This is a genomic window from Vulcanococcus limneticus LL, from assembly GCF_943369875.1.
GTDB classification, from domain to species: Bacteria; Cyanobacteriota; Cyanobacteriia; order PCC-6307; family Cyanobiaceae; genus Vulcanococcus; species Vulcanococcus limneticus_A.
Map to the genome: position 1 here is coordinate 120,147 of NZ_CALROT020000001.1, position 24,484 is coordinate 144,630.

Sequence of the window (24,484 nt, forward strand, 5' to 3'; positions counted from 1 at the left end):
CTGTCGCCCTCCGGCCTCACCAGGCCACGCCCTGGCCATGCCGGCTGCGCCGCACCGCCACGGTGCCCGTGAAGCCCGGCACCGGCGCCCGGCACTTGCGCAGCTCCAGCCGCATCGGCACCGGGCCGTAAAGCTCCTCCAGCAGCGTGAGGATCCGCTCGGCGTAGTGCTCCAGGGTCAGGCAGCGCACCGTGCGGGCCTGCTGCTGCAGGGCCGTGATGGCGCGGCTGTAGTCCAGGCTGAGCTCCAGGGCATCGGCGGCGCCGGCGGCGGCCAGATCCACCGCCAGCTCCAGGTCGAGCTCGAACCACTGGCCCAGCTGGCGCTCCGGCTCCAGCACGCCCACGTGGGCCCAGAGCCGCAGGTCGCGCACCAGGATCCGATCGGCCGGGGGCTGGGGGGCGGAACCGGGCGCGGCGGCTGGGATCACAGGGGCAGGGCGCGGTGGCTGAACTGGCGCTGGCCGCTGGCGTAGTCGGCGGCGATGTGGCCCTCGCCCCGCAGCCGGTAGCGGTAGGTCACCAGGCCTTCGAGGCCCACCGGGCCCCGGGGCGGCAGGGTCTGGGTGCTGATGCCCACCTCGGCGCCGAAGCCGTAGCGGAAGCCGTCGGCGAAGCGGGTGGAGCAGTTGCGATACACCCCGGCGCTGTCCACGGCCCGCAGGAAGCGCTCGGCCGTGGCGTCGTCGCGGGTGGCAATGGCATCGGTGTGACGCGAGCCGTAGCGGGCGATGTGGGCCAGGGCCTCCTCCAGGTCGTCCACCACCTTCACCGCCAGGATCAGGTCGGAGTACTCCGTGTGCCAGTCGTCCTCCGTCGCCACCCCGGCCACGCCGAGCTCCCGGGCCGCTGCGTCGCCGCGCAGTTCCACGCCGGCGGCGCTGAGGGCTGGGATCGCCGCAGCTAGGAAGGCCGGCGCCACGGCGCGGTGCACCAGCAGGGTCTCGATGGCGTTGCAGGCGGCCGGGTACTGGGTCTTGGCGTCCACGGCGATGCGCACCGCCTGGGGGATGTCCACGTCCCGGTCCACATAGAGATGGCAGATGCCATCGGCGTGGCCCAGCACGGGGATGCGGGTGTGGTCCTGGATGAAGCGCACCAGGGCGTTGGAGCCGCGGGGAATGATCAGGTCCACCAGGCCGTCGAGCTTGAGCAGCGCCAGGCTCTCCTCGCGGGAGGTGAGCAGGGCCAGGGCCTCGGGGCTCACCGCCGAGCCGGCCAGGCCCTGCTGCAGGGCCGCCAGGATCGCCGCGCAGCTGTGGGCGGCCTCCCGCCCCCCCTTGAGGATGGCGCCGTTGCCAGAGCGGATCGCCAGGGAGGCGATCTGCACCACCGCATCGGGCCGCGCCTCGAAGATCACCCCCACCACGCCCAGGGGCACGCTGACCCGCTCCAGCACCAGGCCGGCATCCAGTTCGGTGTGCAGCTGGCGCTGGCCCAGGGGATCGGCGAGGGCCGCCAGCTGGCGTACGCCCTCGATCGCGCCGGCGAGCTTGGCGTCATCCAGCTTGAGCCGGGCCACGAGGGCCGGGGCCAGGCCGTCGGCCGCCGCCGCCTCCAGGTCGGCGCGGTTGGCCGCCACGATCGCGGCGGCGTTGGCCTCGAGAGCTGCGGCCATCGCCAGCAGGGCCTCGCGCCGCTGCTGGTCGCTGCACTGGCCCAGGGCCATGGCGGCCCGGCGCACGGAGGCCGCCCGCTGCAGCAGCTCGGGGGAGGGATCGGGAACGCTGGCTTGGTCGATCACGCTCACGGCCGGGGGCGGGCTCTGGGGTGGGGCTTGAAGAGCATCATCCCAACCGGACCTCCCCTGTGCCGGAGCGCCGCGTCGACTCAGCCCCCCGCCGGCCCGCGCACCAGCCGGTCCAGGGCCAGCTTGGCGGCGCCGAGGCGGCCGGCGCCGTTGCCCAGGGCGCAGCGGCGCAGCTCCAGCCCCTCGCGGCTCACCGCCAGCACCCGCCGCTCCAGCTCGGCCCGCACCGCCGGCAGGAAGTGCGCACTGGCGCCGCTGAGGCCGCCGCCGATCAGCACCACCTCCGGGGTGAGCACGTAGAGCAGCGAACTCAGGCCGATCCCCAGCCAGCGCCCGTAGGTCGCCCACACCGCCAGGGCCTCGGGATCCCCCGCCGCGGCCCGCCGGCTGAGCTCGGCGGGATCCAGCGGGCTGAGCCGGGCCAGGCCGCGGATCGAGCAGCGGGTCTCCAGGGAGCCACTGTTGCCGCTGTTGCAGGGCGCGCCATCGGGCTCCACGCCGATCAGGCCCAGCTCGCCGGCGGCGCCGCCGTGGCCCACGAACAGCTCGCCGTTGAGCAGGATGCCGCCCCCCACGCCGGTGCCGAGGGTCAGCAGGATGGCGTCGCGGCAGTCCTGGGCGGCGCCGCGCCAGGCCTCACCCACCAGGGCGGCGTTGGCGTCGTTGGCCAGGGTCACCCGGCGGCCCAGACGGGGCTCCAGCCAGTCGGCCAGGGGCACCTCCTGCCAGCCCTCCAGGTTGATGGCCAGTCGGGCGATGCGGTTGTGGCGATCGGTGGGGCCGGGCAGGCCGATGCCCACCACCTCCGCCAGGCCGTCCGGGTCGAGCTGGCCGATCGCCTCGGCGATCGCCAGGGTCACGGCGCCGGGCATCGCCGGGCGGGGGGTGGCGAGCTGCAGCTCCGCCAGCAGTTCGCCCTGGGGATCGAAGCGCCCGAGCTTGATGGCGGTGCCGCCCAGGTCGACACCGATCAGCTGGGTCATCGCGCGGGCCGGAGCTGGCGGGCAGGGTAGGGCGGACTGGTGAATGCCCCGGGGGGGGGGCGACGGCCGTTCACACCCGGCGGTTCAGGGCCGGGACGTCAGAGCCGGGATGTCAGAAGCCGGAACGTCATGGCCGGGACGTCAGAAGCGGAAGAACAGCTGCAGCTGGGTCTGCCAGCGGCCCTCGCTGTCGACCGAGCCCTGCAGGCCCAGCTTGTCGCTGGCCTGGTAGCGCAGGGTCATCTGTGGGGGGATGTCGCTGCGGTTGGGGGCGGCCAGTACGGAGAAGTTGAAGCGCTCCGTGAGGTCCAGGCCGATCTCGCTGCCTAGCACCAGCTGCGAGGGGATGCGGCGCGCGCGGGTCTGGCCCGGCCCGCTGCTGCTGGCCGTGTCGGCGGGGGCGAAGTAGGTGGGATAGAGGGCGAAGCTGAAGCGCTGGCCGAAGGCCTCACTGAGGCTGCCCACCACCGGCGAGAGCAGCGACTGGCCCAGCGCCGTGGCCAGGGCGGCCGTGGCGTTGCCGCCGATCAGGCCCACCAGGGAGTTGCCGCCGATCAGGGCCACCAGCCGGTCCTCCGGCAGGGGCGGGGAGCTGCGCAGGCGGATGTTCTCCATCAGCCGGTCGGCCGGCCCGCTCACGGTCAGCACCACCCGGACCAGGTTCAGCTGGTCCAGGGCCGTGGTGGGGGCGGCCACGTTCCAGTCGTAGATGTTGGAGCGGTCGTTGCGGCCCGTGGCGATGTTGTCCGACACGCGGGTGCGCAGGGCGATGTCCAGGTAGGGGATCAGCCCCAGGGACGGGGTGAACACCGCCACGTTCGGCGCGTCGGGATCCAGGCTGAAGCTGGTGGTGAACAGTCCCAGGCGGCCGTTGAGCAGCCGCACCACCCCCCGGGCCTGGAGGGAGGGATCGAGCGGGCCGTTGAGGGTCAGCAGGCCGGCGGTGCTGAAGTTCACCACGTTCGGCACCACCACCCTCAGGTCCGGCCCCAGGCGCAGCCGCAGGCCATCGAGGCCGATGAAGGGCAGGTTCGGCACCGCCTCCCGCAGGGAACGGCTGGTGCCGCTCTCGATGTCGGGCCCCATCACCACGATCGGCTGGTTGAAGTCCCAGCGCTCCTCCACCAGCTGGCGCACGCTCACCGGCTGCTCCGGCGCCTCCACCTTGGCCAGCTGGCCCGGCTGCACGTTCAGCACCCCCCTGGAGAGGCGCAGTTCGCCGCCGAGCTGGGGGCGCAGCAGGCTGCCGCCCACCCGCACCGCGCCATCGGCCACTGCCCGCAGCCGCGGCACGCTGAAGGGGGCCTGGCGCAGCTGCAGGGTCAGGGGCCGCGCCTGGTCCTCGCTGGGATTGACCAGGGCCAGCTGGCCGCTGCCGGAGAGCAGGCCGCGCTCGCCCACCTTGGCGCTGAGCTCCTGCAGCTCCAGCTCGGCGAAGTCGAACAGCACCGTGGCCTCCAGCTCGCGCATGGTCTGGCCGGCCACCTCCAGTACGCCCTTGCGGAAGCGCAGGAAGCCGTTGGCGATCGGCTGGCGCAGGCTGCCGCGCACCAGCAGCTGCAGGTCGGCCGTGCCCTGCTGCCAGCGCACCGACGGCCCCGCCAGGCTGGCCAGGAAGCGCAGGCCATCGGCGCGGCTGGCCAGGCGCAGCTCCAGGCCCTCGGCCTCTGGCTGCAGCGGCACCCGGCCCTTGAACTCCACGTCGCTGCTGGCACCGGCGCTGCGCAGCGCCCAGTCCACCTCCACGGCGTCGCCGTCGAGGGCCAGGGCGCCCCGCTCCAGGGAGAGGGCCTGGCCGTTGAGGCTGGCCTGCTGCAGGGCCAGGGTCGCCTCCAGTTCGGGACTGGCGCCCCCCAGCCGGTAGCGCCCCTGGGCCGAGAGGCCGCCGCGCAGCCCCTCCGGCACGGGCGTCAGCAGGGCCAGCAGCGCCAGGGGCAGGTGGTCGAAGCTGAAGCGGCCAGCGCCCTGGCCCAGGGGGCCCTCGAGGCGCACCCGCAGCGGTTCGCTGGCCAGCACCTGGTCCCGGTCGTCCCGCTCCAGCCAGAGGTGGCCGCGGGCCCTCAGGTCGAGGTGCAGGCGATCGGGCGAGGGTCCGGTGAGGGTGAGGTTGGCATCCACTAAGGCCTGCAGGTCCTGCAGCTGGGGGCGTGGCGAGCGCTCCCGTTCCAGGACGGCCTGGCTGGCCAGCTGCTGCTGGGCCGCCGCCAGGGCCTGGAGCTGGTCCTGCAGGCTGCCGCCCAGCGTGTCGATCGCCAGGCTGCCCAGATCCCGGGCCCGGCCGCGGGGCGGTGGCGGCCCGCCCCGCCACTGGGGCCAGGCCTCCAGCAGTTCCCGGATCAGGTCGGCGCTGAGGTCGCGGCCCTCGAGCCGGCTCCAGAGGGCACCGCCGCGCTCGCCGCGCAGGCGCAGGCCGATCTGTCCGCCGGAGCGGGGGCCATCGCCGCGGGGCTGCAGCAGACCTGTGAGCTCGAAGCGATCGCCGCGGTACTCGCCGTGGGCGTCGAAGCGGCGGCCGCGGATGCCGAGCAGCTGGGGCGCCTCGATGCTGGCGCTGCCGTGCATCCACAGGGGCTGCAGATCCAGGGAGCCCTGGCCGCTGAGCAGGCCGGAGAGGGGCTGGAACCGCTGCCTGGGGCCGAGGGCCAGGCTGAGGCCGGCGAGGGGGAAGGCGCCGGCCCGCCAGAGGTAGCGGCGCGGCGAGCCGCTGAAGGCCAGCTGGCCCTCCTGCCGCTCCAGCTGCACCCGGCTGGGGAGCCAGTTCCGGCCCAGGCTGGCCGTGAGCCTCCCCGGCGGCGCCGGGGCCTGGGCGTCGAGCGCCAGGGTGCCGCCGCCGCCCGGGGTCGGGCTGAGCCGGCCGCGCCAGGTTTCGGCCAGGGCCAGGGGGCCCGCTCCGGGGGATTGCACCTGCAGCTCCAGATCGGGCCGCAGGGCCGCCAGCGGACCCCGCAGCGAGCCCGAGGCGTCGAAGACCCCGCGCACCCGCGAGCCCAGCAGCGGTGTCAGCCGCGCCAGGGGGTAGCGGCGCAGGGCCAGCTGCAGGTCCAGCTCGCCGGCCCGCAGGCCCTGGCGGCCCCAGGCGAGGGGCATCCGGCCGCTGGCCTGCAGTTCGGGGCCCGTCAGCTGCTCCAGCACCAGCCGCTGGCGGGCCCAGGCCAGCTGGGCGTTCCAGGGTCCCACCAGGAGGTTGCGCCGCTGGCGCAGGTCCAGGGCCAGCCGCGGATCCGCCAGGCTGCCGCTGGCCCGCAGCTCCGCCTCCAGCTGGGGCGAGGCCCCCAGGGGGCCGGTGAGGGCGGGCAGATCGCGCCAGAGGTCCTGGCCCAGCCGCAGCTCGCGGGAGCGCAGGTCCAGCCGCGGCCACACGCTGCCGACCGCCGTGAGGCGGGCATCGCCGCGCCGCAGCACCAGGTCGGGCAGCCGCAGCCGCAGGGGCGCACCGCCGCGGCGGTCGGGCCGTCCATCCACCTCCAGGCGGGCGCTGAGGTCCAGGGGCCGGGCCGGACCCCGGCCGATCGCGGGCAGCTGCAGCCGCCCCTGCAGGCGGCCGGCCAGATAGCGCCAGGGACCGGCCAGGCTGCCACCGAGGCGGTGCCCGCGCCGGCGCTCCCGGGCCTGCAGCTGCAGCTCCAGCCGGCCGGCCCGGCGCCCCGCCAGCTGGAAGCCGCCCTGGACCCGCCCGCTCCAGGGCCCCATGGCCAGCTCGCCGGGCAGCAGCAGCAGGGCCTGGCCGCGGCAGCGCAGGGTCAGCCGCTCGGCCGCCAGGGGCGCGGGCAGCACCGGCCAGCGCCAGCGGGCGCCGCGGACCTGCAGCTGGCCCTGGCAGCGCCGGTCCGGGTTCCCTGCGCTGGTGGGACGCCAGCCGCCCTGAGCGGACTGGCTTCGGCCCGCATCCACGAGCTCCAGCCGGCCGCTGGCCAGGCCCTCCAGCCGGCCCGCCAGCTGGCGCTGTACCCCCGCGGGCAGCAGCGGTACCAGGGGCGCCACGGGCAGCTGGCGCGGAGCCACGGCCACGGACCAGCGCCGATCCCGCCAGTTCAGGGCACCCTCGAAGGGCAGAACGCCGCCGGCCGTAGGCCTCAGGCTGCCGTCGAGCCGCAGCTGGCGCCGCCACAGCTCCAGCCGTGTGCGGCCCTGCAGGGAGGCCTGCAGGGGCCGGTTGGGCAGACCCGCCACCGCCGGGGGCAGCAGCCGCACCTGCGCGGCCTCCTGCAGCCGGATCTCGAGCCCGAGGCGGGGTGGTTCGGCCCCGGGGGGAACACGGCCCAGTTCCCAGTAGGCGCCGCGGCGATTGGGGCGCAGCTCGGCGCGGGCCCCCCGCAGCTCCAGGCGCAGCATCCAGGCCTGGCGGGCCAGGCTCGCCAGGGGGTCGAGGCTCACCGTCACGGCCTCCACCTCGGCCGTGGAGGGGTTGTCGGGCCCCGGCCGGAAGCGGCTGGCTCCGGCGGCGACCCCCCAGGGCCGCAGGCCGCGGTAGGGGCCGAGCTCCAGGGGGTGGCCCATCACCCGGCCGAGCTGCCGCTCCAGCTGGGGTTTGAGGTGGCGGTAGAGGCCGGCACCGGCGCCATCGGCCCCCCACCAGGCCACGGCCGCAACTCCGGCGGCCAGGGCCAGGGGCGCCAGGCGCCGCGGCAGGCTGGGACGGGCCGTGGCCGGGGGGGGACTGGCCGGGGACGGGCTGGCCGGGTCGCGGGAGTCCTGCGGCTGCACCCCCATGGGCCCGTGGCTGTCAGCGGCTGGGGAGGCCCGAATATAAGGGGGTTGCTTCGCTTGCCCCGTGCCCATGCCCGCCGATCCCCTGCTGTTTTCGGCCGGCACCTGGCTGGGCGCCGCGAGCGGTGTGTTGGCGGTGCTCACCGTGGCCGGCTTCCTGGCCCGCTGGGGGATCCGCTTCCGCCTGGTGGGGGTGACCAGCTTCACCGCCCTGCTGGCGCTCTCCTGCCTGGCCTTCGCGATCAGCTATTCGCCCCGCACGGCGGTCGAGGGTGCGGTGACCGTGCCGGTGGTGTTCGACAACGGCACCGACTTGGTGATCGCCGCCGCCCCGGAGGGCCTGGCCCCCGCGGCCTATGCCCCCACGGTGGAGCAGGTGGCCCGCAACCTGCGCGGTGGCGGTCGCAGCAGTGACGACGGCCTGGTGCATGTGCGGCTGCGCCGCATCGAGGCCGCCGGGGACGGCCTGGCGCGGCCGGTGATCCTGGCGGAGGCCACCCGCAGCCTGCGCGGCGATGCCGTGACGGTGCTGCCCTGAGCGGCTGTCCCCCGCTTGGGGAGCTCCCGGTGATGCTGCGCCTGCCGAGCCACTTCCGCGCCGAGGCCGCCGTGCTCGCCGCGGCCGGCATCGACAGCTGGTCTGCCCTGGCCAGCCAGGGCGATCCCCAGCTGCGCCGCCTGGCCAGCGGTGGCCGCGCCTCCGAGCAGCGGCTGATCAAGCTGCGGGGTCAGGCCCAGCTGGTGGTGGAGGTGGGGCTGGAGCCCGAGGAGGCCGCCCTGCTGCTCTATGCCGGCATCGCCAGCCGCCGCGGCCTGGCCGAGGCCTCGCCCCAGCAGCTGCTCACCCAGCTGGGCCGGCTGGAGCGTTCCCTGCTGGGCATGGCCCCGCCCCGGGTCGATCCGGCCACGCTGCGCCGCTGGATCCGCCAGGCCCAGGCCGGCCCTGGCCAGCCGGGTCCCGGGCAGCCGGGCCCTGGCCAGCCCAACCCCAGTCGCTCGCCGAACTGACCCCCGCGCCCCTACGGCTCCGGGCGCAGGCCCCTGGAATGGATTGACAACCACACGGGTGCTGAGCCCCGCCGATCCCCTTCCCCTCGGCTTCCATCCGGCCCCGCCTCGCTCCCCAGTCCCACGCCAGGGTCTCCCCCTGTCTCGCCGTGCGTTCCTCCCGCCGCCAGCTCCGAGCCCACGACCCAGCCGCCCGGCCCGTGCTCGCGCTGCTGACCGCCGCCCTGGCCATCCCCGCCGCCGGCCTGGTCGCCCTGCCCGCCCTGGCCAATTCCCCCCTGCTGGATTCGGTCAAGCAGAACCCGCAGCTGGCCCGCAGCCTCTGCAACGACCTCAGGGCCCTCAACGCCCAGGGCATCTCCTCCACCTCGCCCAAGGCGGTGGCGATGGTGGCCTCCCGCCAGGGCCTCAACAAGACCGACGCCGAGATCCTCACCACCTACGTGGTGGGCCTGCACTGCCCCGAGGTGCGCTGAGCCGTGGCGGCCGCGGCCGGGATCCCCGGAGCTGACCAGCCGGTTCAGGTCAGCGACGTCAGCCTCACGACCCCGGATGGCGTCCCCCTGGTGGGCCGCCTCTGGCGCCCGGCCGGCCGCGGCCCCTGGCCGGCCCTGTTGATGCGCCAGCCCTATGGCCGGGCGATCGCCTCCACCGTCACCTACGCCCATCCCCACTGGTATGCCAGCCAGGGCTACGCCGTGGTGGTGCAGGACGTGCGCGGCCGCGGCGACTCCGGCGGCAGCTTCGCCGGCTTTGCCCAGGAGGCGGACGACGGCAGCTGCACCCTGGCCTGGCTGCGGGATCAGTCCTGGTGCAACGGCCGGGTGGGCTGCTACGGCTTCTCGTATCAGGGCCTGAGCCAGTTGCTCTGGCGCGATGGCGCCCAGCTGCCCGATGCCCTCGCCCCCGCCATGGCGGGGCTGGAGGAGCGGCGGCACTGGGCCAGCGACGGTGGCGCCCACTGGTGGGGCCTGGGCCTGGCCTGGGCCCTGCAGCTGGCCGCCGAGGGCTGCCGGCGCCAGGGCGACGACGCGGGCTGGATGGCACTCCGCCAGGCCCTGGCGGACGGCAGCTTCCTGGGGGTGGGTCTGGAGCTGCTGGCCCGCCACGACCCCGGCGGCATGGGGCTGGCCTGGCTGCGGCGGGATCCCACCGACCCCCAGGGCTGGCGCAGCCACCAGCCGCCGGCGGAGCTCTGGAGCCGGCCGATGCTGCAGATCGGTGGCTGGCACGACCCCTATCTCAACGGCGTGCTGGACCTCTGGCAGCGGGCCGAGGCCGGCGGCAGCGACCAGCTGCTGCGCATCGGTCCCTGGACCCACCTCAACTGGCAGGGGGGGATCGACCGGCTGCAGCTGGCCTTCTTCGATCGCCACCTGCGCGACCGGGAGCCGCCGCCGGCCGCCGCCCAGCCCCCGGCCCTGCTGGCGGACCTGACCACGGGGCGCTGGCTGGCCCGCTCCCCCCGCCGCTCCAGCGCCCAGCGCTGGCGGCTGGCCAGCGGCGGCCTGGCGGCGATCGATGCCGGCGAGGGCCAGCTGCTGGAGGCCGGCCCCGGGGCTGGCGGCCGGAGCGGCGGCTCCGGGGGCGCCGCGGTGCTGCTGGTGCACGACCCCTGGCGGCCGCTGCCGGGCCGCGGCGGCCACCTGGGCCTCGATGCCGGCCCGGCGGAGCGGGGCGATCTCGACCAGCGCAGCGACGTGGCCTGCTTCACGGGTGTCCCGCTGGCGGCCCCCCTGGAGCTGCTGGGCCGGCCGGTGCTGGAGCTGGTGGTGGCGGCGGACCAGCCGGGCTTCGATCTGGCGGTGGCCCTCTCGGTGCTCAGGCCCTCGGGCGCGGTGCTGCAGCTCAGCACCGGTGTGGCCCGCTGGCTGGGGCCCGACGCCCAGCGGCCGCTGCGGCGGCGCGTGGCCCTGCAGCCCCTGCTGGCCACCCTCCAGCCCGGCGAGCAGCTGCGGCTCTCGATCGGTGCCGCCGCCTGGCCCCAGATCGCCGTCAATCCCGGCACCGGCGCCCTGCCCGCCGGCCCCAGCGGCCCCGGCCACCGGGTGATCACCCTGGAGCTGCAGCTGGCCGAGGCGGAGCTCGGCATCACCCCGATGCTTGGGGCAAACTGAGCCGACTCCGACCCTCCCCCCGCCCGTGACCCTGCGCGCCGTCCTGCTTGGTCTCGCTGTCGCCACCGCCGGCCTCAGCGGGGCGGCCCTGACCCTGGCGCCCGGGGCGGCCCTGGCGCAGGGCGCCGCCAAGGCCCCGGCCGCCGCCGCGCGTTCTACCCAGCCGGCCCTGAGCGTGGAGCAGGCCCGGGCCGCCGCGCGCCGCGTGCTGGAGGCGGTGAAGAGCCGCGATGCCAACGCCCGCTACGCCCAGTTCTCCGATGAGCTGAAGGCGATGAGCAGCCCCTCGATGGTGGCCGCCACGATCCGCAGCCAGCCCAGGATCCTCAGCTACGAGCTGCTGAGCGTGCGCAGCGGCGTCAACAGCAGCACCGTGGAGGCTGAGCTCACCACCGCCGACGGCAAGTTGGTGATCTTCATCGTGCTCAACCACGAGGGCAAGATCAGCCGCTACTACGTGGACCGCACCGATGACGCCACCAGCGAAGTGGCGCTGAATTTCGTGCGGGCCCTCAGCACCGGCAACTTCATCACCGCCGAGAGCTTCCTCAGCCCGGACTTCCAGAAGGAGATCCCCCCGGCGGCCCTGCAGGCCAAGTGGCTGCAGCTGCAGCGCGAAACCGGCAACTTCCTGCGGGTGGGCCGGGCCGTGGAGGCGGAGAGAACCCCGGACGCCCGGCTGGTGCTGGTGAACGTGGAGTTCAACCGGCTCACCGACAACCTCTTCGTGATCCTCAACGCCAACAACCAGATCGTGGGGGTCGACTTCCCCGAGGCACCGGCCAAACCCCGGCCGGCGCGCTGACGCCCAACACCGTGCGCGGCGGCCGCGGGGTCCAGGCGACGACCACGCCCGAGACGGCCCGTCAAATCCGCAACGACCGCCCCCGGAAAGCCGCCTAGGCTCGCAGCCACGCCCTGCTCTCAATGCCTGTGCTGGCTCAGCTCGACTGGTTGGTGGACGACGCCCAGCGCCTGGCGGAATGCCGGCACGACCATCCCTTCGCGCTGTTGGGTCCCCAGCCCCTGGAGTCCGGGGGCTGGACAGTGCGGGTCTGGATGCCGGAGGCCGAGCGGGTGGAGCTGCTCCACGCCGGCCAGACCATCCCCCTGGAGACCCCGCACCACCCCTGGCTGTTCGAGGCCGAGCTGGCGGACGCCCCCGGCAGCACCTACCAGGTGCGGGTGCGGCGCGGCGGCATCGAGCACGTGGCCCACGACCCCTGGGCCTTCCGCGACGAGTGGATGGGCGAGCTGGATCGCCACCTGTTCGCCGAGGGCAACCACCACCACATCTGGCGCCGCATGGGCGCCCACCCGGTGCAGCACCACGGGGTGGCCGGCGTGCAGTTCTGCCTGTGGGCCCCCAATGCCCGCAGCGTGGCCCTGCTCGGCAACTTCAACGGCTGGGACGGCCGCCATCACCCCATGCAGAGCCGCGTGGGCGGCCTCTGGGAGCTGTTCATCCCCGGCCTTGCCGCCGGCGAGATCTACAAGTACGAGGTGCGCACCCAGGCGGGCCACTGCTACCAGAAGGCCGACCCCTACGGCTTCCGCCACGAGGTGCGTCCCGCCAACGGCTCGATCGTCGAGTCCCTGGGCGCCTTCCCCTGGAGTGATGCCGCCTGGATGGCGGCCCGGGACAGCCGCAACCCCCTGGACCAGCCGATCGCGGTGTACGAGCTGCACCTGGGCAGCTGGCTGCACGGCAGCGCCGATCAGCCCTACATCGAAGCCGATGGCACGCCGCGGCCGCCCGTGCCCGCCGCCGACCTCAAACCCGGCGCCCGCCTGCTCACCTATCCGGAGCTGGCCGACAAGCTGATCCCCTACGTGAAGGCCCGGGGCTTCACCCACATCGAGCTGATGCCCATCTCGGAGCATCCCTTCGATGGCTCCTGGGGCTACCAGGTGACGGGCTGGTACGCCCCCACCAGCCGCTTCGGCACGCCGGATGAATTCCGCGCCTTCGTGGACCGCTGCCACGCCGAGGGCATCGGTGTGATCCTCGACTGGGTGCCGGGCCACTTCCCCAAGGATGCCCACGGCCTGGCCTTCTTCGATGGCGCCCACCTCTATGAGCACGCCGATCCGCGCATCGGCGAGCACAAGGAGTGGGGCACGCTGATCTTCAACTACAGCCGGAACGAGGTTCGCAACTTCCTGGTGGCGAACCTGGTGTTCTGGTTCGAGCAGTTCCACATCGACGGCATCCGCGTCGATGCGGTGGCGTCGATGCTCTACCGCGACTACCTGCGCCCCGACGGGGAGTGGCTGCCCAACGAGCACGGCGGCCGCGAGAACACCGAGGCGGTGCGCTTCCTGCAGCAGGCCAACCACGTGCTGTTCGAGCACTTCCCCGGCGCCCTCTCGATCGCCGAGGAATCCACCACCTGGCCGATGGTGACCCAGCCCACCAGCATCGGCGGCCTCGGCTTCAACCTGAAGTGGAACATGGGCTGGATGCACGACATGCTCGATTACTTCGAGCTGGATCCGTGGTTCCGCCAGTTCCATCAGAACAACGTCACGTTCTCGATCTGGTACGCCTACACCGAGAACTTCATGCTGGCCCTCAGCCACGACGAGGTGGTGCACGGCAAGAGCCACCTGCTGCACAAGATGCCGGGTGACGACTGGCAGAAGTTCGCCAACGTGCGGGCGCTGCTGGCCTACATGTGGACCCACCCCGGCAAGAAGACCATCTTCATGGGGATGGAATTCGGCCAGCGGGCCGAGTGGAACGTCTGGGGCGACCTGCAGTGGGACCTGCTCCAGTTCGAGCCGCACCAGGGACTGCAGCGCCTTGTGGACGATCTGAACGTCTTCTACAAGTCGGAACGGGCGCTCTGGGGCGACGACCACGACCAGTTCGGCTTCCAGTGGATCGACTGCAACGACAATCGCCACTCGGTGATCACCTTCATGCGGCGGGAGAGCACCACCGGTCGCTGGGTGGTGGTGGTGGCCAACTTCACCCCCCAGAGCCACTCCCACTACCGGGTGGGGGTGCCGCTGCCCGGCTTCTACAGCGAGGTGTTCAACACCGACGCCGAGCGCTACGGCGGCAGCAACCTGGGCAACCTCGGCGGCAAGTTCACCGACGACTGGGGCATCCACGGCTATGAGCAGTCCCTGGATCTCTGCCTGCCGCCCCTGTCGGTGCTGGTGTTCAGCCGCGACGAGAAGCGCAGCCAGGAGCTGGCCGCCGGCCCAGCGGCCTGATCCGGTCTGTGACGAAGCACTTGCCCTGGCCCGGCGCGGGCCGGGCGGCCGGGGGCTGTTCGGGTAAGTTCGCCCCTGGCCTCGCTTTCCCCCATGACCGGAACCGCCCCCCTGCTGCTGCGCGCCGCCCGAGGTGAGCAGGTGGAGAGGCCGCCCGTGTGGATGATGCGCCAGGCCGGCCGCTACATGAAGGTCTACCGCGACCTGCGCGACCGGCACCCCGGCTTCCGTGAACGCTCGGAGAACCCCGATCTCTCCTACGAGATCTCGATGCAGCCCTTCCACGCCTTCAAGCCCGATGGCGTGATCCTCTTCTCGGACATCCTCACGCCCCTGCCGGGCATGGGGATCGACTTCGACATCATCGAGAGCCGCGGCCCGATCATCGAGCCCGCCATCCGCTCCCAGGCCCAGGTGGATGCCCTGCGTCCCCTTGATCCCGCCGAGGCCCTGCCCTTCGTGGGTGAGGTGCTGGGCCGCCTGCGCCAGGACGTGGGCAATGAGGCCGCGGTGCTGGGCTTCGTGGGTGCCCCCTGGACCCTGGCCGCCTACGCGGTGGAGGGCAAGAGCTCCAAGACCTATTCGGTGATCAAGCAGATGGCGTTCCGGGAGCCGGCGCTGCTGCACCAGCTGCTGGGCCACCTGGCCGATTCGATCGCCACCTACGTGCGCTACCAGATCGATTCCGGCGCCCAGGTGGTGCAGCTGTTCGACTCCTGGGCCGGCCAGCTCAGCCCGATCGACTACGACGTGTTCGCCGCGCCCTACCAGAAGCGGGTGATCGATCAGGTGAAGGCCACCCACCCCGACACCCCTCTGATCCTCTACATCTCCGGCAGTGCCGGCGTGCTGGAGCGCATGGGCCGCACCGGCGTCGACATCGTGTCGCTGGACTGGACCGTGGACATGGCCGACGGCATTGCCCGCCTGCCAGAGCACGTGGGCGTGCAGGGCAACGTGGATCCCGGCCTGCTGTTCGGCACCCCTGAGGCCATCCGCGAGCGGATCGTGGACACCGTGCGCAAGGCCCGCGGCCGCAAGCACATCCTCAACCTGGGCCACGGCATCCTGCCCGGCACCCCCGAGGAGAACGCCCGCGTGTTCTTCGAAACCGGCAAGGCCGTGAACGAGCTGCTGGGGGCCGCCGTTTGACGGCCGCGCCCAACAACGCACCCAGCGGTGGCGGCCCTGTGCGCCGGCCCCAGCGGATCCTGATCACCGGCGCCAGCGGCTGCGTGGGCCAGCACATCGCCGCCCAGCTGTTCCGCGAGACCGACGCCGAGCTGCTGCTGTGGCTGCGGGATCCCGCCAAGCTCACGGCGGTGCCGGCCACCGATCCCCGCATCACCCTGCTGGTGGGGGACCTGCGCGATGTGGCGCCCCACCGGGAGCGGATCGCCAGCGCCAGCCGCGTCATCCACACCGCCACCGCCTGGGGGGACCCGGAGCGGGCCCGCCAGGTGAACGTGGTGGCCGTGAAGGAGCTGCTGGCCGCCACCGATCCGGCGGTGCTGGAGCAGGTGATCTATTTCTCCACCGCCAGCATCCTCGACCGGGATCTGCAGTTGCTACCGGAGGCCACGGCCTACGGCACCGAATACATCCAGACCAAGGCCCAGTGCCTGCGCCAGCTGGAGCAGCACCCCCTGGCCGAGCGCATCGTGGCGGTGTTCCCGACCCTGGTGTTCGGCGGGCGCGTCGATGGCGGCGGCCCCTTCCCCACCAGCTACCTCACCGCCGGACTGCGGGACGCCACCCGCTGGCTGTGGCTGGCCAAGTGGCTGCGGGCCGATGCCTCCTTCCACTACATCCACGCCGCCGACATCGCCCGGGTGTGCGTGCACCTGGCCACCCAGCCGCACCGGGCGAACCCCGAGCCGGGCCAGGGGGCCGTGCGGCGGCTGGTGCTGGGCCAGCCCATGGTCACGGTGAACGACACCGTGGCGCGCCTGTGCCGCTGGCGCCACAGTTGGATCCCTCCTTTCGGCGTCGACCTGCAGGGCTGGCTGATCGAGGGCCTGATCAAGTTGCTGCGCATCGAGGTGAATGCCTGGGATCGGTTCTCGATCCGCCAGCGCCACTTCGTGCATGAGCCGGTGAGTCCGCCGGAACGCTTCGGCCTGGTGAGCCACGCTCCCACGCTGGAAGCGGTGTTCGAGGACGCGGGCCTGCCCGAGCGCGGCCGGGTTTGAGGCGCCCATCGCGGTGCGCCGCGGGTTAGGGGCCCCCGCCTTTGTGGCGTCCGCCAGTCCGGGGCCCACGCCAGGCAGGCCCCGAATCCCTGCAATTGTTTCGATCCGATGCAGGGGACGGGGCGTTGGCGGGGGGTGACTCCTAGCCTGGCCCGGTTGCACGAGCCCCGATGCGCCGTCTTCTGTCCCTCATCGCTCTTTGCCTGGCGCTTGTGCTGGGTGCTGCCCCCAGCTACGCCGCTGACGCCGCCCACGGTGCCCAGGTCTTCTCCGCCAATTGCGCCGCTTGCCACATCGGCGGCGGCAACGTCGTCAATGCCGAGCGCACCCTCAAGCAGGATGCCCTCGAGGCCTACCTGGCCAACTACAGCGCCGGCCATGAGGCCGCCATCGTCACCCAGGTGACCAACGGCAAGAACGCCATGCCCGCCTTCGGCGGCAAGCTCAGCGCCGACGACATCGCCGACGTGGCCGCCTACGTCGAGTCCCAGGCCGCCAAGGGCTGGGCCTGATCCCTCGGGGACCTCTCCCCGGCCTTGACCCACGAACCGCCCCCCTGGGGCGGTTTTTTTGTGGGGCAGCCTGGTCACCGTCCGTCGGTGCCGCCATCGTGCCGGTAGTCCTGACGCCCGCACGGAGGTCTGCCATGACCCGCACGGAACTGGAACGGCTGGTGGCGGACGCCGAGCGCCAGCCCGGGCTGCGCCAGCAGCTCAGCCTGTGCCACAGCTGGCAGGAGCTGCTGCAGGCGGCCCAGGGCCGGGGCTATGCCGTGGAGACCGGCGATCTCCAGCAGGCCAGCCGCGAGGCCCACGCCAGCAGCTTTCTGGAGCGCTCCCGGCTGCGGCCGATCCCCGACCTGCTGCCGGGGGCTCCGGCCGCTCAGTCGTGGCCGCGGCGCTCGGCCAACACCGCCAGGTAGAGCTCCTCGGGCACCTCGCGGATGTCGTACTCGCTGGGCAGCACCCCGTGCACGTGACGGTGGACCGCCATCCAGCAGTTGCGCTCGGCGTCGCGGCCGGTGGCATCGAACTCCCGGGAGGCCTGGGCCAACCGTTCGATCAGCGCCTGCTCAGGGGCCTGGGCCATGGTTGCTGGTGGGGGGCGGGAGCGGCCGGCACACTGGGGCCAGCCGACCGCCGCCCATCATGGCCACCGGAGCCCATCACCTGGGACCCTGCCTGCCCATTGCCCTGCTGGCGACGCTGCTGGGCCTGGCCGGCTCGGTGGCGGCTGCCGACGCGGCCCCAGCCCCAGCCCCCACCCCGGCGCCGTCCTCCGGCCTCGCTCCGCCCCTGCCGGATCTGCGCCGCATCATCCCCGGCTCCACCCCCGCCGCCATCGACGCCAGCAGCTGGCGGCCGGGGGGCAGTCGCTGCCCGCTGATCGTCAAGCCGGTGGACGCGGTGTTCCAGCCCCTGCCGATCCAGCCGAGCCAGGTGGCGGCCAAGAACCGGGCCGGCTGCCTCTCGCCGGGTGATGCGATCTACGGACCGGATGGCTGCCCGATCCGCTTCTGCCGCGAGGGTGGGGGGGTGATCCCCCTGCCCGGTCCCGGTCGCCCCGCGTCTCAGCTGCCGGCCCCGTAGGCCACCTGGCAGACGGCGTTGAGCAGCTGGGCCTGGTCGGGATCGCCCGGCACCTGGCCGTTCAGCAGGCCGTCCTGGCAGTTGGCGGCCCCCAGCAGCTGGGTGCCGTTCACGTAGTAGCTGAAGCTCACCCCGGCGCTCCCCACCGACTCCACGGAGCCGAAGTTGAGCTGATAGCTGGTCTGGGGCACCACGATCACCGGGGACTGCTGCACGGACGCCGCGTTCACCAGGCTGGTGATGGCTGCACCGGTTGCCAGGCCCGCCACGCCCCAGGCGGCGGCGCTGGCTCCCCACCAGCCCCAGGAGGCGGGTGCCCAGCTGTACCAGCCGGCGCCCCAGGGCCGGCTGCCCCAGTAGCCGCCGTTGTTCCAGTCCCTGTTCCAGCCGTTGAAATCGCGGTTGTAGAAGTTGGTATTGACGTTCACGTTGCGGTTGAACGTGTCGACGTTGATGCCCTGGCGTGTGCCCGGGCCATACATCGGGTGGAAGCCGCCGTAGCCGTTGCGCCAGGCGTCACCGCCGGCGCCATTGAAGTGGTAACCGCCGCCACCGCCCCAGTGGGCGGCCCCGGTGCCCCAGCTCGCCCCCCCGAAGCCCCGGCCGCCCCCGCCGAATCCGCCTCCACCGAAGCCGCCGCCGCCGCCGCCCCGGGCCTGGACGGGGGCGGCGGCCAGCAGCAAGCTGCTGCCGACCAGGGGAGCGGCCAGCAGCAGGGCGGCCAGGGTGCGGCGGATCCGGAGTGCAGAGGGCCGCGGGGAACGTGTCATGGGAGGGAGTGGCAAGGCTCACCCCTGCTCTTAGCAACGCCACCGCGCTCGGGCTCACCCCAGGCCTGCGGGCACTGCGTGGCCGTCGTCTGGGGGCCTCCCCAGGGCGCCACCTTGAAGGAAAGGATCGGTTTGCTTCCCACGCCGGTTCGGCCTGCCCAACCTGGGGGGTGAGGCCCGAACCGATGGGTACGGCCCTCCTCTGGGGCGAATCCGTTCGCCCTCCATACGGTTCCTTCAGCGCAGTCCGCCCAGGAGGTACAGCCCATGCATCCCACCGCCGACCTGTTCACCGAGAAGGCCTGGGGCGCCATCGTGGCCGCCCAGCAGCTGGCCCAGCAGAAGCGCCAGCAGCAGATGGAGAGCGAGCACCTGTTCGCCGCCCTGCTGGCTCAGCAGGGCCTGGCCGGACGCATCCTGGAGAAGGCCGGCGTGGAGGTGGGCACCCTCAGCCAGCGGGTCGAGGCCTTCATCGCCGGCCAGCCGAGCCTGGCCACGGCCCCCGAGAGCGTGTATCTGGGCAAGGGCCTCAACGCCGTGCTCGATGCCGCCGAGAAGGCCAAGACCGACTTCGGTGACAGCTACATCTCGATCGAGCACCTGCTGCTCGCCCTGGCCGGCGACGAGCGCTGCGGCCGCCAGCTGCTCTCCCAGGCCGGCGTGGACGCCCAGAAACTCAAGACCGCCATTGAGGCGGTGCGTGGATCCCAGAAAGTGACCGACCAGAACCCCGAAGGCACCTACGAATCCCTGGAGAAATACGGCCGCGACCTCACCAAGGCCGCCCGCGAGGGCAAGCTCGATCCGGTGATCGGCCGCGACGAGGAGATCCGCCGCACGATCCAGATCCTCAGCCGCCGCACCAAGAACAACCCGGTGCTGATCGGCGAGCCCGGCGTGGGCAAAACCGCCATCGTGGAGGGCCTGGCCCAGCGGATCGTCAACGGCGACGTGCCCCAGGCCCTGCAGAACCGTCAGCTCGTGTCGCTCGACATGGGCGCCCTGATCGCCGGGGCCAAGTACCGCGGCGAGTTCGAGGAGCGGCTCAAGGCCGTGCTCAAGGAGGTGACCGACTCCGAGGGCCAGATCGTGCTTTTCATCGATGAGATCCACACCGTGGTGGGGGCCGGCGCCAGCGGCGGCGCCATGGATGCCAGCAACCTGCTCAAGCCGATGCTCGCCCGCGGCGAACTGCGCTGCATCGGCGCCACCACCCTCGACGAGCACCGCCAGCACATCGAGAAGGATCCGGCCCTGGAGCGCCGCTTCCAGCAGGTGTTCGTGGATCAGCCCACGGTGGAGGACACCATCTCGATCCTGCGGGGTCTGAAGGAGCGCTACGAGGTGCACCACGGCGTGCGCATCGCCGACAACGCCCTGGTGGCGGCGGCGGTGCTGAGCAGCCGCTACATCGCCGATCGCTTCCTGCCCGACAAGGCCATCGACCTGGTGGATGAATCGGCGGCCCGCCTGAAGATGGAGATCACCTCCAAGCCGGAGCAGATCGATGAACTCGATCGCCGCATCCTGCAGCTGGAGATGGAGAAACTCTCCCTGGGCCGCGAGTCCGATGCCGCCAGCAAGGATCGGCTGGAACGTCTGGAGAAGGAGCTGGCCGAGCTGCGCGAGCAGCAGAGCGCCCTCAATGCCCAGTGGCAGGCCGAGAAGGGTTCGATCGATGAACTGGGCGCCATCAAGGAGGAGATCGAGCAGGTGCAGCTCCAGGTGGAGCAGGCCAAGCGCAACTACGACCTCAACAAGGCCGCCGAACTCGAATACGGCACCCTGGCCGGGCTGCACAAGAAGCTCGCCGCCAAGGAGGAGGAACTCAATGCCAGCGGCAGCGACAAGACCCTGTTGCGCGAGGAGGTCACCGAGGACGACATCGCCGAGGTGATCGCCAAGTGGACCGGCATCCCCGTGGCCAAGTTGGTGCAGAGCGAGATGGAGAAACTGCTCCACCTCGAGGACGAACTGCACACCCGCGTGATCGGCCAGGAGAAGGCCGTCACGGCTGTTGCCGATGCCATCCAGCGCTCACGGGCTGGCCTGAGCGACCCCAACCGCCCGATCGCCAGCTTCCTGTTCCTCGGCCCAACTGGCGTGGGCAAGACCGAGCTCTCCAAGGCCCTGGCCTCGCAGCTGTTCGACAGCGAGGAGGCGATGGTGCGCATCGACATGAGCGAGTACATGGAGAAGCACGCCGTGAGCCGCCTGATCGGAGCGCCTCCCGGCTACGTGGGCTACGAGGAGGGCGGCCAGCTCACCGAAGCGGTGCGGCGGCGCCCCTATGCGGTGATCCTGTTCGACGAGGTGGAGAAGGCCCACCCCGATGTGTTCAACGTGATGCTGCAGATCCTCGATGACGGCCGCGTCACCGATGGCCAGGGCCGCACGGTGGACTTCACCAACACGGTGCTGATCCTCACCAGCAACATCGGCAGCGCGTCCATCCTCGATCTGGCCGGCGATCCCGCTCGCCACAGCGAGATGGAGCGTCGGGTGAACGAGGCCCTGCGGGGTCACTTCCGGCCCGAGTTCCTCAACCGGCTGGATGAAACGATCATCTTCCACAGCCTCAAGCAGGAGGAACTGCGCCACATCGTGGAGCTGCAGGTGCAGCGCCTGGCCAAGCGGCTGGAGGACAAGAAGCTGGGCCTCGCCCTCAACGCCGATGCCCTCGACTGGCTGGCCGGCGTCGGCTACGACCCGGTGTATGGAGCCCGGCCGCTCAAGCGCGCCATCCAGCGCGAGCTGGAGACGCCGATCGCCAAGGGGATCCTGGCGGGGCAGTTCACCGCTGGCCACACCATTGCGGTGGATGTGGAGACCGCCGGTGAGCAGAAGCAGCTGCGCTTCCAGCAGACCGATCCGGCCAAGCTGCCGGTGCTGGTCTGAGGCTGTCCCCGCAGGCGGGGCTCAGGCCGCCAGGGCCGCCTGGAGCTGGGGGTTGGCCTCCCAGCTCCAGGTTCCTTCGCGCACCGGTTCGATGCCAAGCTCGCGGCGTACCTCCTCGAGGTTGCGGCCCATCTGCTCCTCCCAGCACACGGGGAACAGCGGCCGAGCGGCGGCGCCCATCTCGAGCCCCTTGCTGATCATCCCGAAGGCGTAGGCCGTTGTGCGGGCCTGCTCGGCGGGATCGTCGAGCTCATCGATCGGTGTATCGCCCTTGAACCAGCTCAGCAGCATCGCCATCAAATCGGTGAAGGCCAGGCCGGGATGGGAGAACTGGGCGACGCTGATGCTGATCACCCCCAGCTCACCGAAGTTGTCGAGGCTGAAGCCGCTGAGGATGTGGTGCAGGTCGTGGGTGGCGTAGACGCGGTAGTTGATGTAATCAGCGTCGGTGGCCAGATCGGCGAAGAATGCCGGTTTGGGAAAGAAATTGATGTCGTAGTTCAGCGCACCCAGCACCGTGGCGTAGGTATGGCCGAGGCTGCCCTTGGGTAGCGCTCGCAGGGCGGCGCTGTCGTAGGGGGGCGCGCAGTGGCGCGCAGCGATCAGCGCAGCGCTGGCCGGATCCCTGGCCAGCCGCCGCTGGCAGAGTTGCATCGGGTTCGATTCCCGCAGCCGGTGCGAGAGTTGGAAGACGTTGTCGGCGGAGGCGCCGGCTCCGGCGGCCAGATCCACCAGCTCAAGGAAGGAGCGGATGTTGTCCTCGCTGGCGACGCGATTGAGGAAGCGGAATCCCATGGTTGCGGAATCGAGGTGGTGAGGAGGCGCCGGCGAGGGCGTCGATTCGGCGCGCCATCTCCAGATCCAGGCTGGAGAGGCCGCCGGTGTCGTGGATGGTGAGGGCGATCGACACCCGGTTCCAGACGTTGCTTCACTCCGGAAGGTGGCCCGTCGCCTCGGCGATTCGGGCCACCCTTCTGACGGGGTCGAACGCTGCGCCCAATCCCAGGAGCCATCGGTCAGGGGTTGGGCGTTCGGCCCATCACTGTTCCGCTGGCCCCCACTCCACGGTGCAGACGTAGCGGGGCGAGCTGTCGATCAGCATCTCGGTGCAGTCGGTGCTGGTGATGCGGGCCCCGGGTGGCATCCAGAGCGTGGCGTTCTGGATCGCGTTCTCACGGCTCACCAGGGAGGCGGCGGTGCCCCCATCGGCCCGGGCCTCACCCGGCAGCAGCAGCACGGCAGCCGCGGTTGCTGCCGCTGCGGCTGTCGCTGCGGTGAGCAGGGTGGTGGCGGCAGGGAGCCTGGTGGGAGTCGCAGCGCTGGGGACCATGGGACCTGGCGGGTTCTGCTCCGTTGGTAGCGGATCGGACGGCCTTTGGCGATCACCAGCCGCTGGGAACCTGCGCGTGGATCAGCTCACCCCGTGGCGCCGCCGGTGCCAGGCCCAGGCGTGCTCCAGGATCACCTCCAGCTGGGGGTAGCGCGGCGACCAGCCCAGCTCCCGCCGCGCCTTCTCGGCTCCGGCCACCAACTGGGGCGGATCGCCGGCCCGGCGCGGGGCCACATGGGCCAGCAGGCCCCGGCCGGTGACGGCTTTGGCCGCCTCGATCACCTGCTGCACCGAATAGCCGGTGCCGTTGCCCAGGTTGTAGACGAGGGGCTCAGGGCCGCCGGGCTGGTTGAGCAGTCGCCCCAGTCCCAGCACGTGCGCCTCGGCCAGGTCGCTCACGTGGATGTAGTCGCGGATGCAGGTGCCGTCGGGGGTGGGGTAGTCGTCGCCGAAGATCTGCAGGTAGGGCCGGCGGCCTGCCATCACATCCAGCACGAGGGGGATCAGGTGGGTCTCGGGGGTGTGGTCCTCGCCGAGGTCGCCATCGGGATCGGCGCCGGCGGCGTTGAAGTAGCGGAAGATCACGCTCGGCAGCCCGTAGGCGGCGCCGAAATCGCGCAGCAGCTGCTCCACCATCGCCTTGCTGCGGCCGTAGGGATTGATGGGCTGCTGCGGGTGGTCCTCGGTGATCGGCACCTGCTGGGGCACGCCGTAGGTGGCGCAGGTGCTGGAGAACACGATCGGCATCGGCCCGCTGTTGCCGTCAGCGCGCAGCCGGTGCTGGGGAACGTCCACCAGGGTCTCCAGCAGCACCAGGGTGTCGGCCAGGTTGTTGCGGTAGTACTTGGCCGGATCACTCACCGACTCGCCCACGTAGGCATAGGCGGCGAAGTGCAGCACGGCCCCCACCGGCTCCCCCAGGGCGGACGGATGGCGGCCGGACAGCACCGCCTCCAGCAGGGCCCGATCGCCCACCTGGCCCTCCACCAGCGGCACGCCGAGGCTGGCCACGATGTCGCGGTGGCCGTAGACCAGGTTGTCGAGCACCACCGGGCTGTGGCCCGCCCGCTGCAGGGCGCGCACGGCGTGGCTGCCGATGTAGCCGGCGCCGCCGGTGACCAGGACCTTCATGAACGGCGGGTGGGGGCGAGGGGGAACCAGCCCGCCATCATCGACCGGCCAGGACCGCATCGATCCGCCGGGCCAGCTCCAGATCCAGGGCCGTCAGGCCGCCGGCGTCGTGGGTCGTCAGATCGATCACCACCCGGTTCCAGACGTTGCTCCATTCCGGGTGGTGGCCCAGTCCCTCGGCGATCAGGGCCACCCGGGCCATGAAGCCGAAGGCGGCCGCGAAGTCGTCGAACTGGAGCCCGCGGTGCAGCTTGCCGTCGCGCAGCTGCCAGGCCGGCAGGGCAGCGGGCAGGGCGGCGAGTTCGTCTGGGGTGAGCAGGGCGGTGGCCATGGCCGGGCTTGCGAAGGGACTGTGGGGATGGGGATGGGGATCCGGATCAGAGCTCAGGCCCTCAGGGCTGGGCCTCCAGGGCCAGATCGTGGAGCCGGTCGATCAGCAGGTCCAGCTCGGTGTCCTGTTCGGGGTCGCCGCCGAGGGCCTGGCGCTGTTGCACCGCGCTGGCCAGCTGCTCGGCCTGGCGCCGCGCCAGGGGGTTGACCGTCTGGCTGGTGGTGGGGCCAGGGCTGGCTCCGGAGGCTGCCGCCGCCGGGCTGGCTGGGGCGCTGGCCAGCTGCAGCACCAGAACGCGCAGATCCCGGATCTCCTGGCGCAGGGCGCGGATCTCCGTGGCGAGGGCGTCGAGCCCGCCCAGCTCCCCGTCCGCCCCGGCGGCTGACGCCGCTGCCCAGGCCCGCGAACCCGCGGCCTTCGACTGGCTCCGTTCCCCCATGGCGATCGCCGCCGC

23 protein-coding genes and 1 pseudogene are annotated in these 24,484 nt (G+C 72.4%); 12 read left to right on the plus strand and 12 right to left on the minus strand.

The annotated features are described in order from the left end of the window. Positions 1-16 precede the first annotated feature (16 nt). The 4 genes from folB to ACLV7J_RS00585 form a co-directional block, all read right to left on the minus strand. Entirely contained in the window at positions 17-430 is a 414-nt protein-coding gene (folB, locus tag ACLV7J_RS00570; RefSeq protein ID WP_411867190.1) for a dihydroneopterin aldolase, read from the minus strand. After that, a complete protein-coding gene (locus ACLV7J_RS00575; protein WP_411867191.1) occupies positions 427-1,749 on the minus strand; it encodes a glutamate-5-semialdehyde dehydrogenase in 1,323 nt (440 codons plus the stop codon). The genes folB and ACLV7J_RS00575 overlap by 4 nt, the downstream gene beginning before the upstream one ends. 80 nt (positions 1,750-1,829) lie before the next feature. Further along, entirely contained in the window at positions 1,830-2,732 is a 903-nt protein-coding gene (locus ACLV7J_RS00580; protein WP_411867192.1) for an ROK family protein, read from the minus strand. A gap of 141 nt (positions 2,733-2,873) precedes the next feature. Next, entirely contained in the window at positions 2,874-7,442 is a 4,569-nt protein-coding gene (locus tag ACLV7J_RS00585) for a translocation/assembly module TamB domain-containing protein (protein ID WP_411867193.1), read from the minus strand. A gap of 67 nt (positions 7,443-7,509) precedes the next feature. On the opposite strand from ACLV7J_RS00585, the gene ACLV7J_RS00590 reads away from it, so the two are divergent. The 10 genes from ACLV7J_RS00590 (at position 7,510) to ACLV7J_RS00635 (ending at position 16,903) form a co-directional block, all read left to right on the plus strand. Further along, positions 7,510-7,977: a Ycf51 family protein gene (locus ACLV7J_RS00590; protein ID WP_411867194.1), complete on the plus strand. Its 468-nt coding sequence runs from the start codon at positions 7,510-7,512 to the stop codon at positions 7,975-7,977. A gap of 32 nt (positions 7,978-8,009) precedes the next feature. Next, positions 8,010-8,447, plus strand: coding sequence for a DUF4332 domain-containing protein (locus tag ACLV7J_RS00595; protein ID WP_411867195.1), 438 nt, complete (start codon positions 8,010-8,012; stop codon positions 8,445-8,447). A gap of 149 nt (positions 8,448-8,596) precedes the next feature. Further along, on the plus strand, positions 8,597-8,923 hold the full coding sequence (locus ACLV7J_RS00600) for a hypothetical protein (RefSeq protein ID WP_411867196.1): 327 nt from the start codon (positions 8,597-8,599) through the stop codon (positions 8,921-8,923). 3 nt (positions 8,924-8,926) lie between these two features. Then, complete coding sequence (locus ACLV7J_RS00605) at positions 8,927-10,564, plus strand: CocE/NonD family hydrolase (protein WP_411867197.1); 1,638 nt, start codon at positions 8,927-8,929, stop codon at positions 10,562-10,564. 25 nt (positions 10,565-10,589) lie between these two features. Next, positions 10,590-11,369 (plus strand): DUF3887 domain-containing protein, encoded by a 780-nt coding sequence (locus tag ACLV7J_RS00610; RefSeq protein ID WP_411867198.1) that lies wholly within the window; start codon positions 10,590-10,592, stop codon positions 11,367-11,369. A 122-nt stretch (positions 11,370-11,491) separates the two neighbouring features. Beyond that, positions 11,492-13,789, plus strand: coding sequence for a 1,4-alpha-glucan branching protein GlgB (glgB, locus tag ACLV7J_RS00615; RefSeq protein WP_411867199.1), 2,298 nt, complete (start codon positions 11,492-11,494; stop codon positions 13,787-13,789). Positions 13,790-13,882: 93 nt separating this feature from the next. After that, positions 13,883-14,941, plus strand: coding sequence for a uroporphyrinogen decarboxylase (gene hemE / locus ACLV7J_RS00620; protein WP_411867200.1), 1,059 nt, complete (start codon positions 13,883-13,885; stop codon positions 14,939-14,941). Beyond that, positions 14,938-15,981 (plus strand): NAD-dependent epimerase/dehydratase family protein, encoded by a 1,044-nt coding sequence (locus ACLV7J_RS00625; protein ID WP_411867201.1) that lies wholly within the window; start codon positions 14,938-14,940, stop codon positions 15,979-15,981. The genes hemE and ACLV7J_RS00625 overlap by 4 nt, the downstream gene beginning before the upstream one ends. Positions 15,982-16,151: 170 nt before the next feature. Beyond that, entirely contained in the window at positions 16,152-16,493 is a 342-nt protein-coding gene (gene petJ, locus ACLV7J_RS00630) for a cytochrome c6 PetJ (protein WP_411867202.1), read from the plus strand. Between the two features lie 134 nt (positions 16,494-16,627). Further along, on the plus strand, positions 16,628-16,903 hold the full coding sequence (locus ACLV7J_RS00635; protein ID WP_411867203.1) for a Nif11 family protein: 276 nt from the start codon (positions 16,628-16,630) through the stop codon (positions 16,901-16,903). On the opposite strand, the gene ACLV7J_RS00640 is transcribed toward ACLV7J_RS00635, so the two are convergent. Then, positions 16,864-17,070, minus strand: a complete 207-nt coding sequence (locus ACLV7J_RS00640; protein WP_411867204.1) for a hypothetical protein — start codon at positions 17,068-17,070, stop codon at positions 16,864-16,866. The genes ACLV7J_RS00635 and ACLV7J_RS00640 overlap by 40 nt on opposite strands. A gap of 59 nt (positions 17,071-17,129) precedes the next feature. On the opposite strand from ACLV7J_RS00640, the gene ACLV7J_RS00645 reads away from it, so the two are divergent. Further along, positions 17,130-17,570: a hypothetical protein gene (locus tag ACLV7J_RS00645; protein WP_411867205.1), complete on the plus strand. Its 441-nt coding sequence runs from the start codon at positions 17,130-17,132 to the stop codon at positions 17,568-17,570. Here the strand turns inward: ACLV7J_RS00645 and ACLV7J_RS00650 are convergent. Beyond that, entirely contained in the window at positions 17,552-18,340 is a 789-nt protein-coding gene (locus ACLV7J_RS00650; protein WP_411867206.1) for a hypothetical protein, read from the minus strand. The genes ACLV7J_RS00645 and ACLV7J_RS00650 overlap by 19 nt on opposite strands. Before the next feature lie 267 nt (positions 18,341-18,607). Here ACLV7J_RS00650 and clpB point away from each other — a divergent pair, with 267 nt between their 5' ends. Beyond that, on the plus strand, positions 18,608-21,238 hold the full coding sequence (clpB, locus tag ACLV7J_RS00655) for an ATP-dependent chaperone ClpB (protein WP_411867207.1): 2,631 nt from the start codon (positions 18,608-18,610) through the stop codon (positions 21,236-21,238). 21 nt (positions 21,239-21,259) lie between these two features. On the opposite strand, the gene ACLV7J_RS00660 is transcribed toward clpB, so the two are convergent. The 6 genes and pseudogenes from ACLV7J_RS00660 to ACLV7J_RS00685 all read right to left on the minus strand — a co-directional run bounded on the left by ACLV7J_RS00660 (position 21,260) and on the right by ACLV7J_RS00685 (position 24,469). Further along, entirely contained in the window at positions 21,260-22,033 is a 774-nt protein-coding gene (locus tag ACLV7J_RS00660; protein WP_411867208.1) for a Coq4 family protein, read from the minus strand. Continuing rightward, positions 21,975-22,154: pseudogene (locus ACLV7J_RS00665) on the minus strand (hypothetical protein); the annotation flags it as partial. The gene ACLV7J_RS00660 and the pseudogene ACLV7J_RS00665, both read right to left, overlap by 59 nt. A 123-nt stretch (positions 22,155-22,277) precedes the next feature. Then, positions 22,278-22,568, minus strand: a complete 291-nt coding sequence (locus tag ACLV7J_RS00670; RefSeq protein WP_411867209.1) for a hypothetical protein — start codon at positions 22,566-22,568, stop codon at positions 22,278-22,280. Between the two features lie 81 nt (positions 22,569-22,649). Continuing rightward, a complete protein-coding gene (galE, locus tag ACLV7J_RS00675; RefSeq protein ID WP_411867210.1) occupies positions 22,650-23,699 on the minus strand; it encodes a UDP-glucose 4-epimerase GalE in 1,050 nt (349 codons plus the stop codon). Positions 23,700-23,736: 37 nt separating this feature from the next. Then, entirely contained in the window at positions 23,737-24,030 is a 294-nt protein-coding gene (locus ACLV7J_RS00680; RefSeq protein ID WP_411867211.1) for a 4a-hydroxytetrahydrobiopterin dehydratase, read from the minus strand. A gap of 61 nt (positions 24,031-24,091) precedes the next feature. Then, complete coding sequence (locus ACLV7J_RS00685) at positions 24,092-24,469, minus strand: hypothetical protein (RefSeq protein WP_411867212.1); 378 nt, start codon at positions 24,467-24,469, stop codon at positions 24,092-24,094. Between the last annotated feature and the right edge of the window lie 15 nt (positions 24,470-24,484).

Coding starts and splice junctions, on each gene's coding strand:
- glgB (WP_411867199.1), top strand. CDS start 11,492: ATGCCTGTGCTGGCTCAGCTCGACTGGTTGGTGGACGACGCCCAGCGC.
- ACLV7J_RS00635 (WP_411867203.1), top strand. CDS start 16,628: ATGACCCGCACGGAACTGGAACGGCTGGTGGCGGACGCCGAGCGCCAG.
- ACLV7J_RS00645 (WP_411867205.1), top strand. CDS start 17,130: ATGGCCACCGGAGCCCATCACCTGGGACCCTGCCTGCCCATTGCCCTG.
- ACLV7J_RS00660 (WP_411867208.1), bottom strand. CDS start 22,033: ATGGGATTCCGCTTCCTCAATCGCGTCGCCAGCGAGGACAACATCCGC.
- clpB (WP_411867207.1), top strand. CDS start 18,608: ATGCATCCCACCGCCGACCTGTTCACCGAGAAGGCCTGGGGCGCCATC.
- ACLV7J_RS00680 (WP_411867211.1), bottom strand. CDS start 24,030: ATGGCCACCGCCCTGCTCACCCCAGACGAACTCGCCGCCCTGCCCGCT.
- ACLV7J_RS00650 (WP_411867206.1), bottom strand. CDS start 18,340: ATGACACGTTCCCCGCGGCCCTCTGCACTCCGGATCCGCCGCACCCTG.
- hemE (WP_411867200.1), top strand. CDS start 13,883: ATGACCGGAACCGCCCCCCTGCTGCTGCGCGCCGCCCGAGGTGAGCAG.
- ACLV7J_RS00585 (WP_411867193.1), bottom strand. CDS start 7,442: ATGGGGGTGCAGCCGCAGGACTCCCGCGACCCGGCCAGCCCGTCCCCG.
- ACLV7J_RS00590 (WP_411867194.1), top strand. CDS start 7,510: ATGCCCGCCGATCCCCTGCTGTTTTCGGCCGGCACCTGGCTGGGCGCC.
- ACLV7J_RS00595 (WP_411867195.1), top strand. CDS start 8,010: ATGCTGCGCCTGCCGAGCCACTTCCGCGCCGAGGCCGCCGTGCTCGCC.
- ACLV7J_RS00580 (WP_411867192.1), bottom strand. CDS start 2,732: ATGACCCAGCTGATCGGTGTCGACCTGGGCGGCACCGCCATCAAGCTC.
- petJ (WP_411867202.1), top strand. CDS start 16,152: ATGCGCCGTCTTCTGTCCCTCATCGCTCTTTGCCTGGCGCTTGTGCTG.
- ACLV7J_RS00640 (WP_411867204.1), bottom strand. CDS start 17,070: ATGGCCCAGGCCCCTGAGCAGGCGCTGATCGAACGGTTGGCCCAGGCC.
- ACLV7J_RS00685 (WP_411867212.1), bottom strand. CDS start 24,469: ATGGGGGAACGGAGCCAGTCGAAGGCCGCGGGTTCGCGGGCCTGGGCA.
- ACLV7J_RS00670 (WP_411867209.1), bottom strand. CDS start 22,568: ATGGTCCCCAGCGCTGCGACTCCCACCAGGCTCCCTGCCGCCACCACC.
- galE (WP_411867210.1), bottom strand. CDS start 23,699: ATGAAGGTCCTGGTCACCGGCGGCGCCGGCTACATCGGCAGCCACGCC.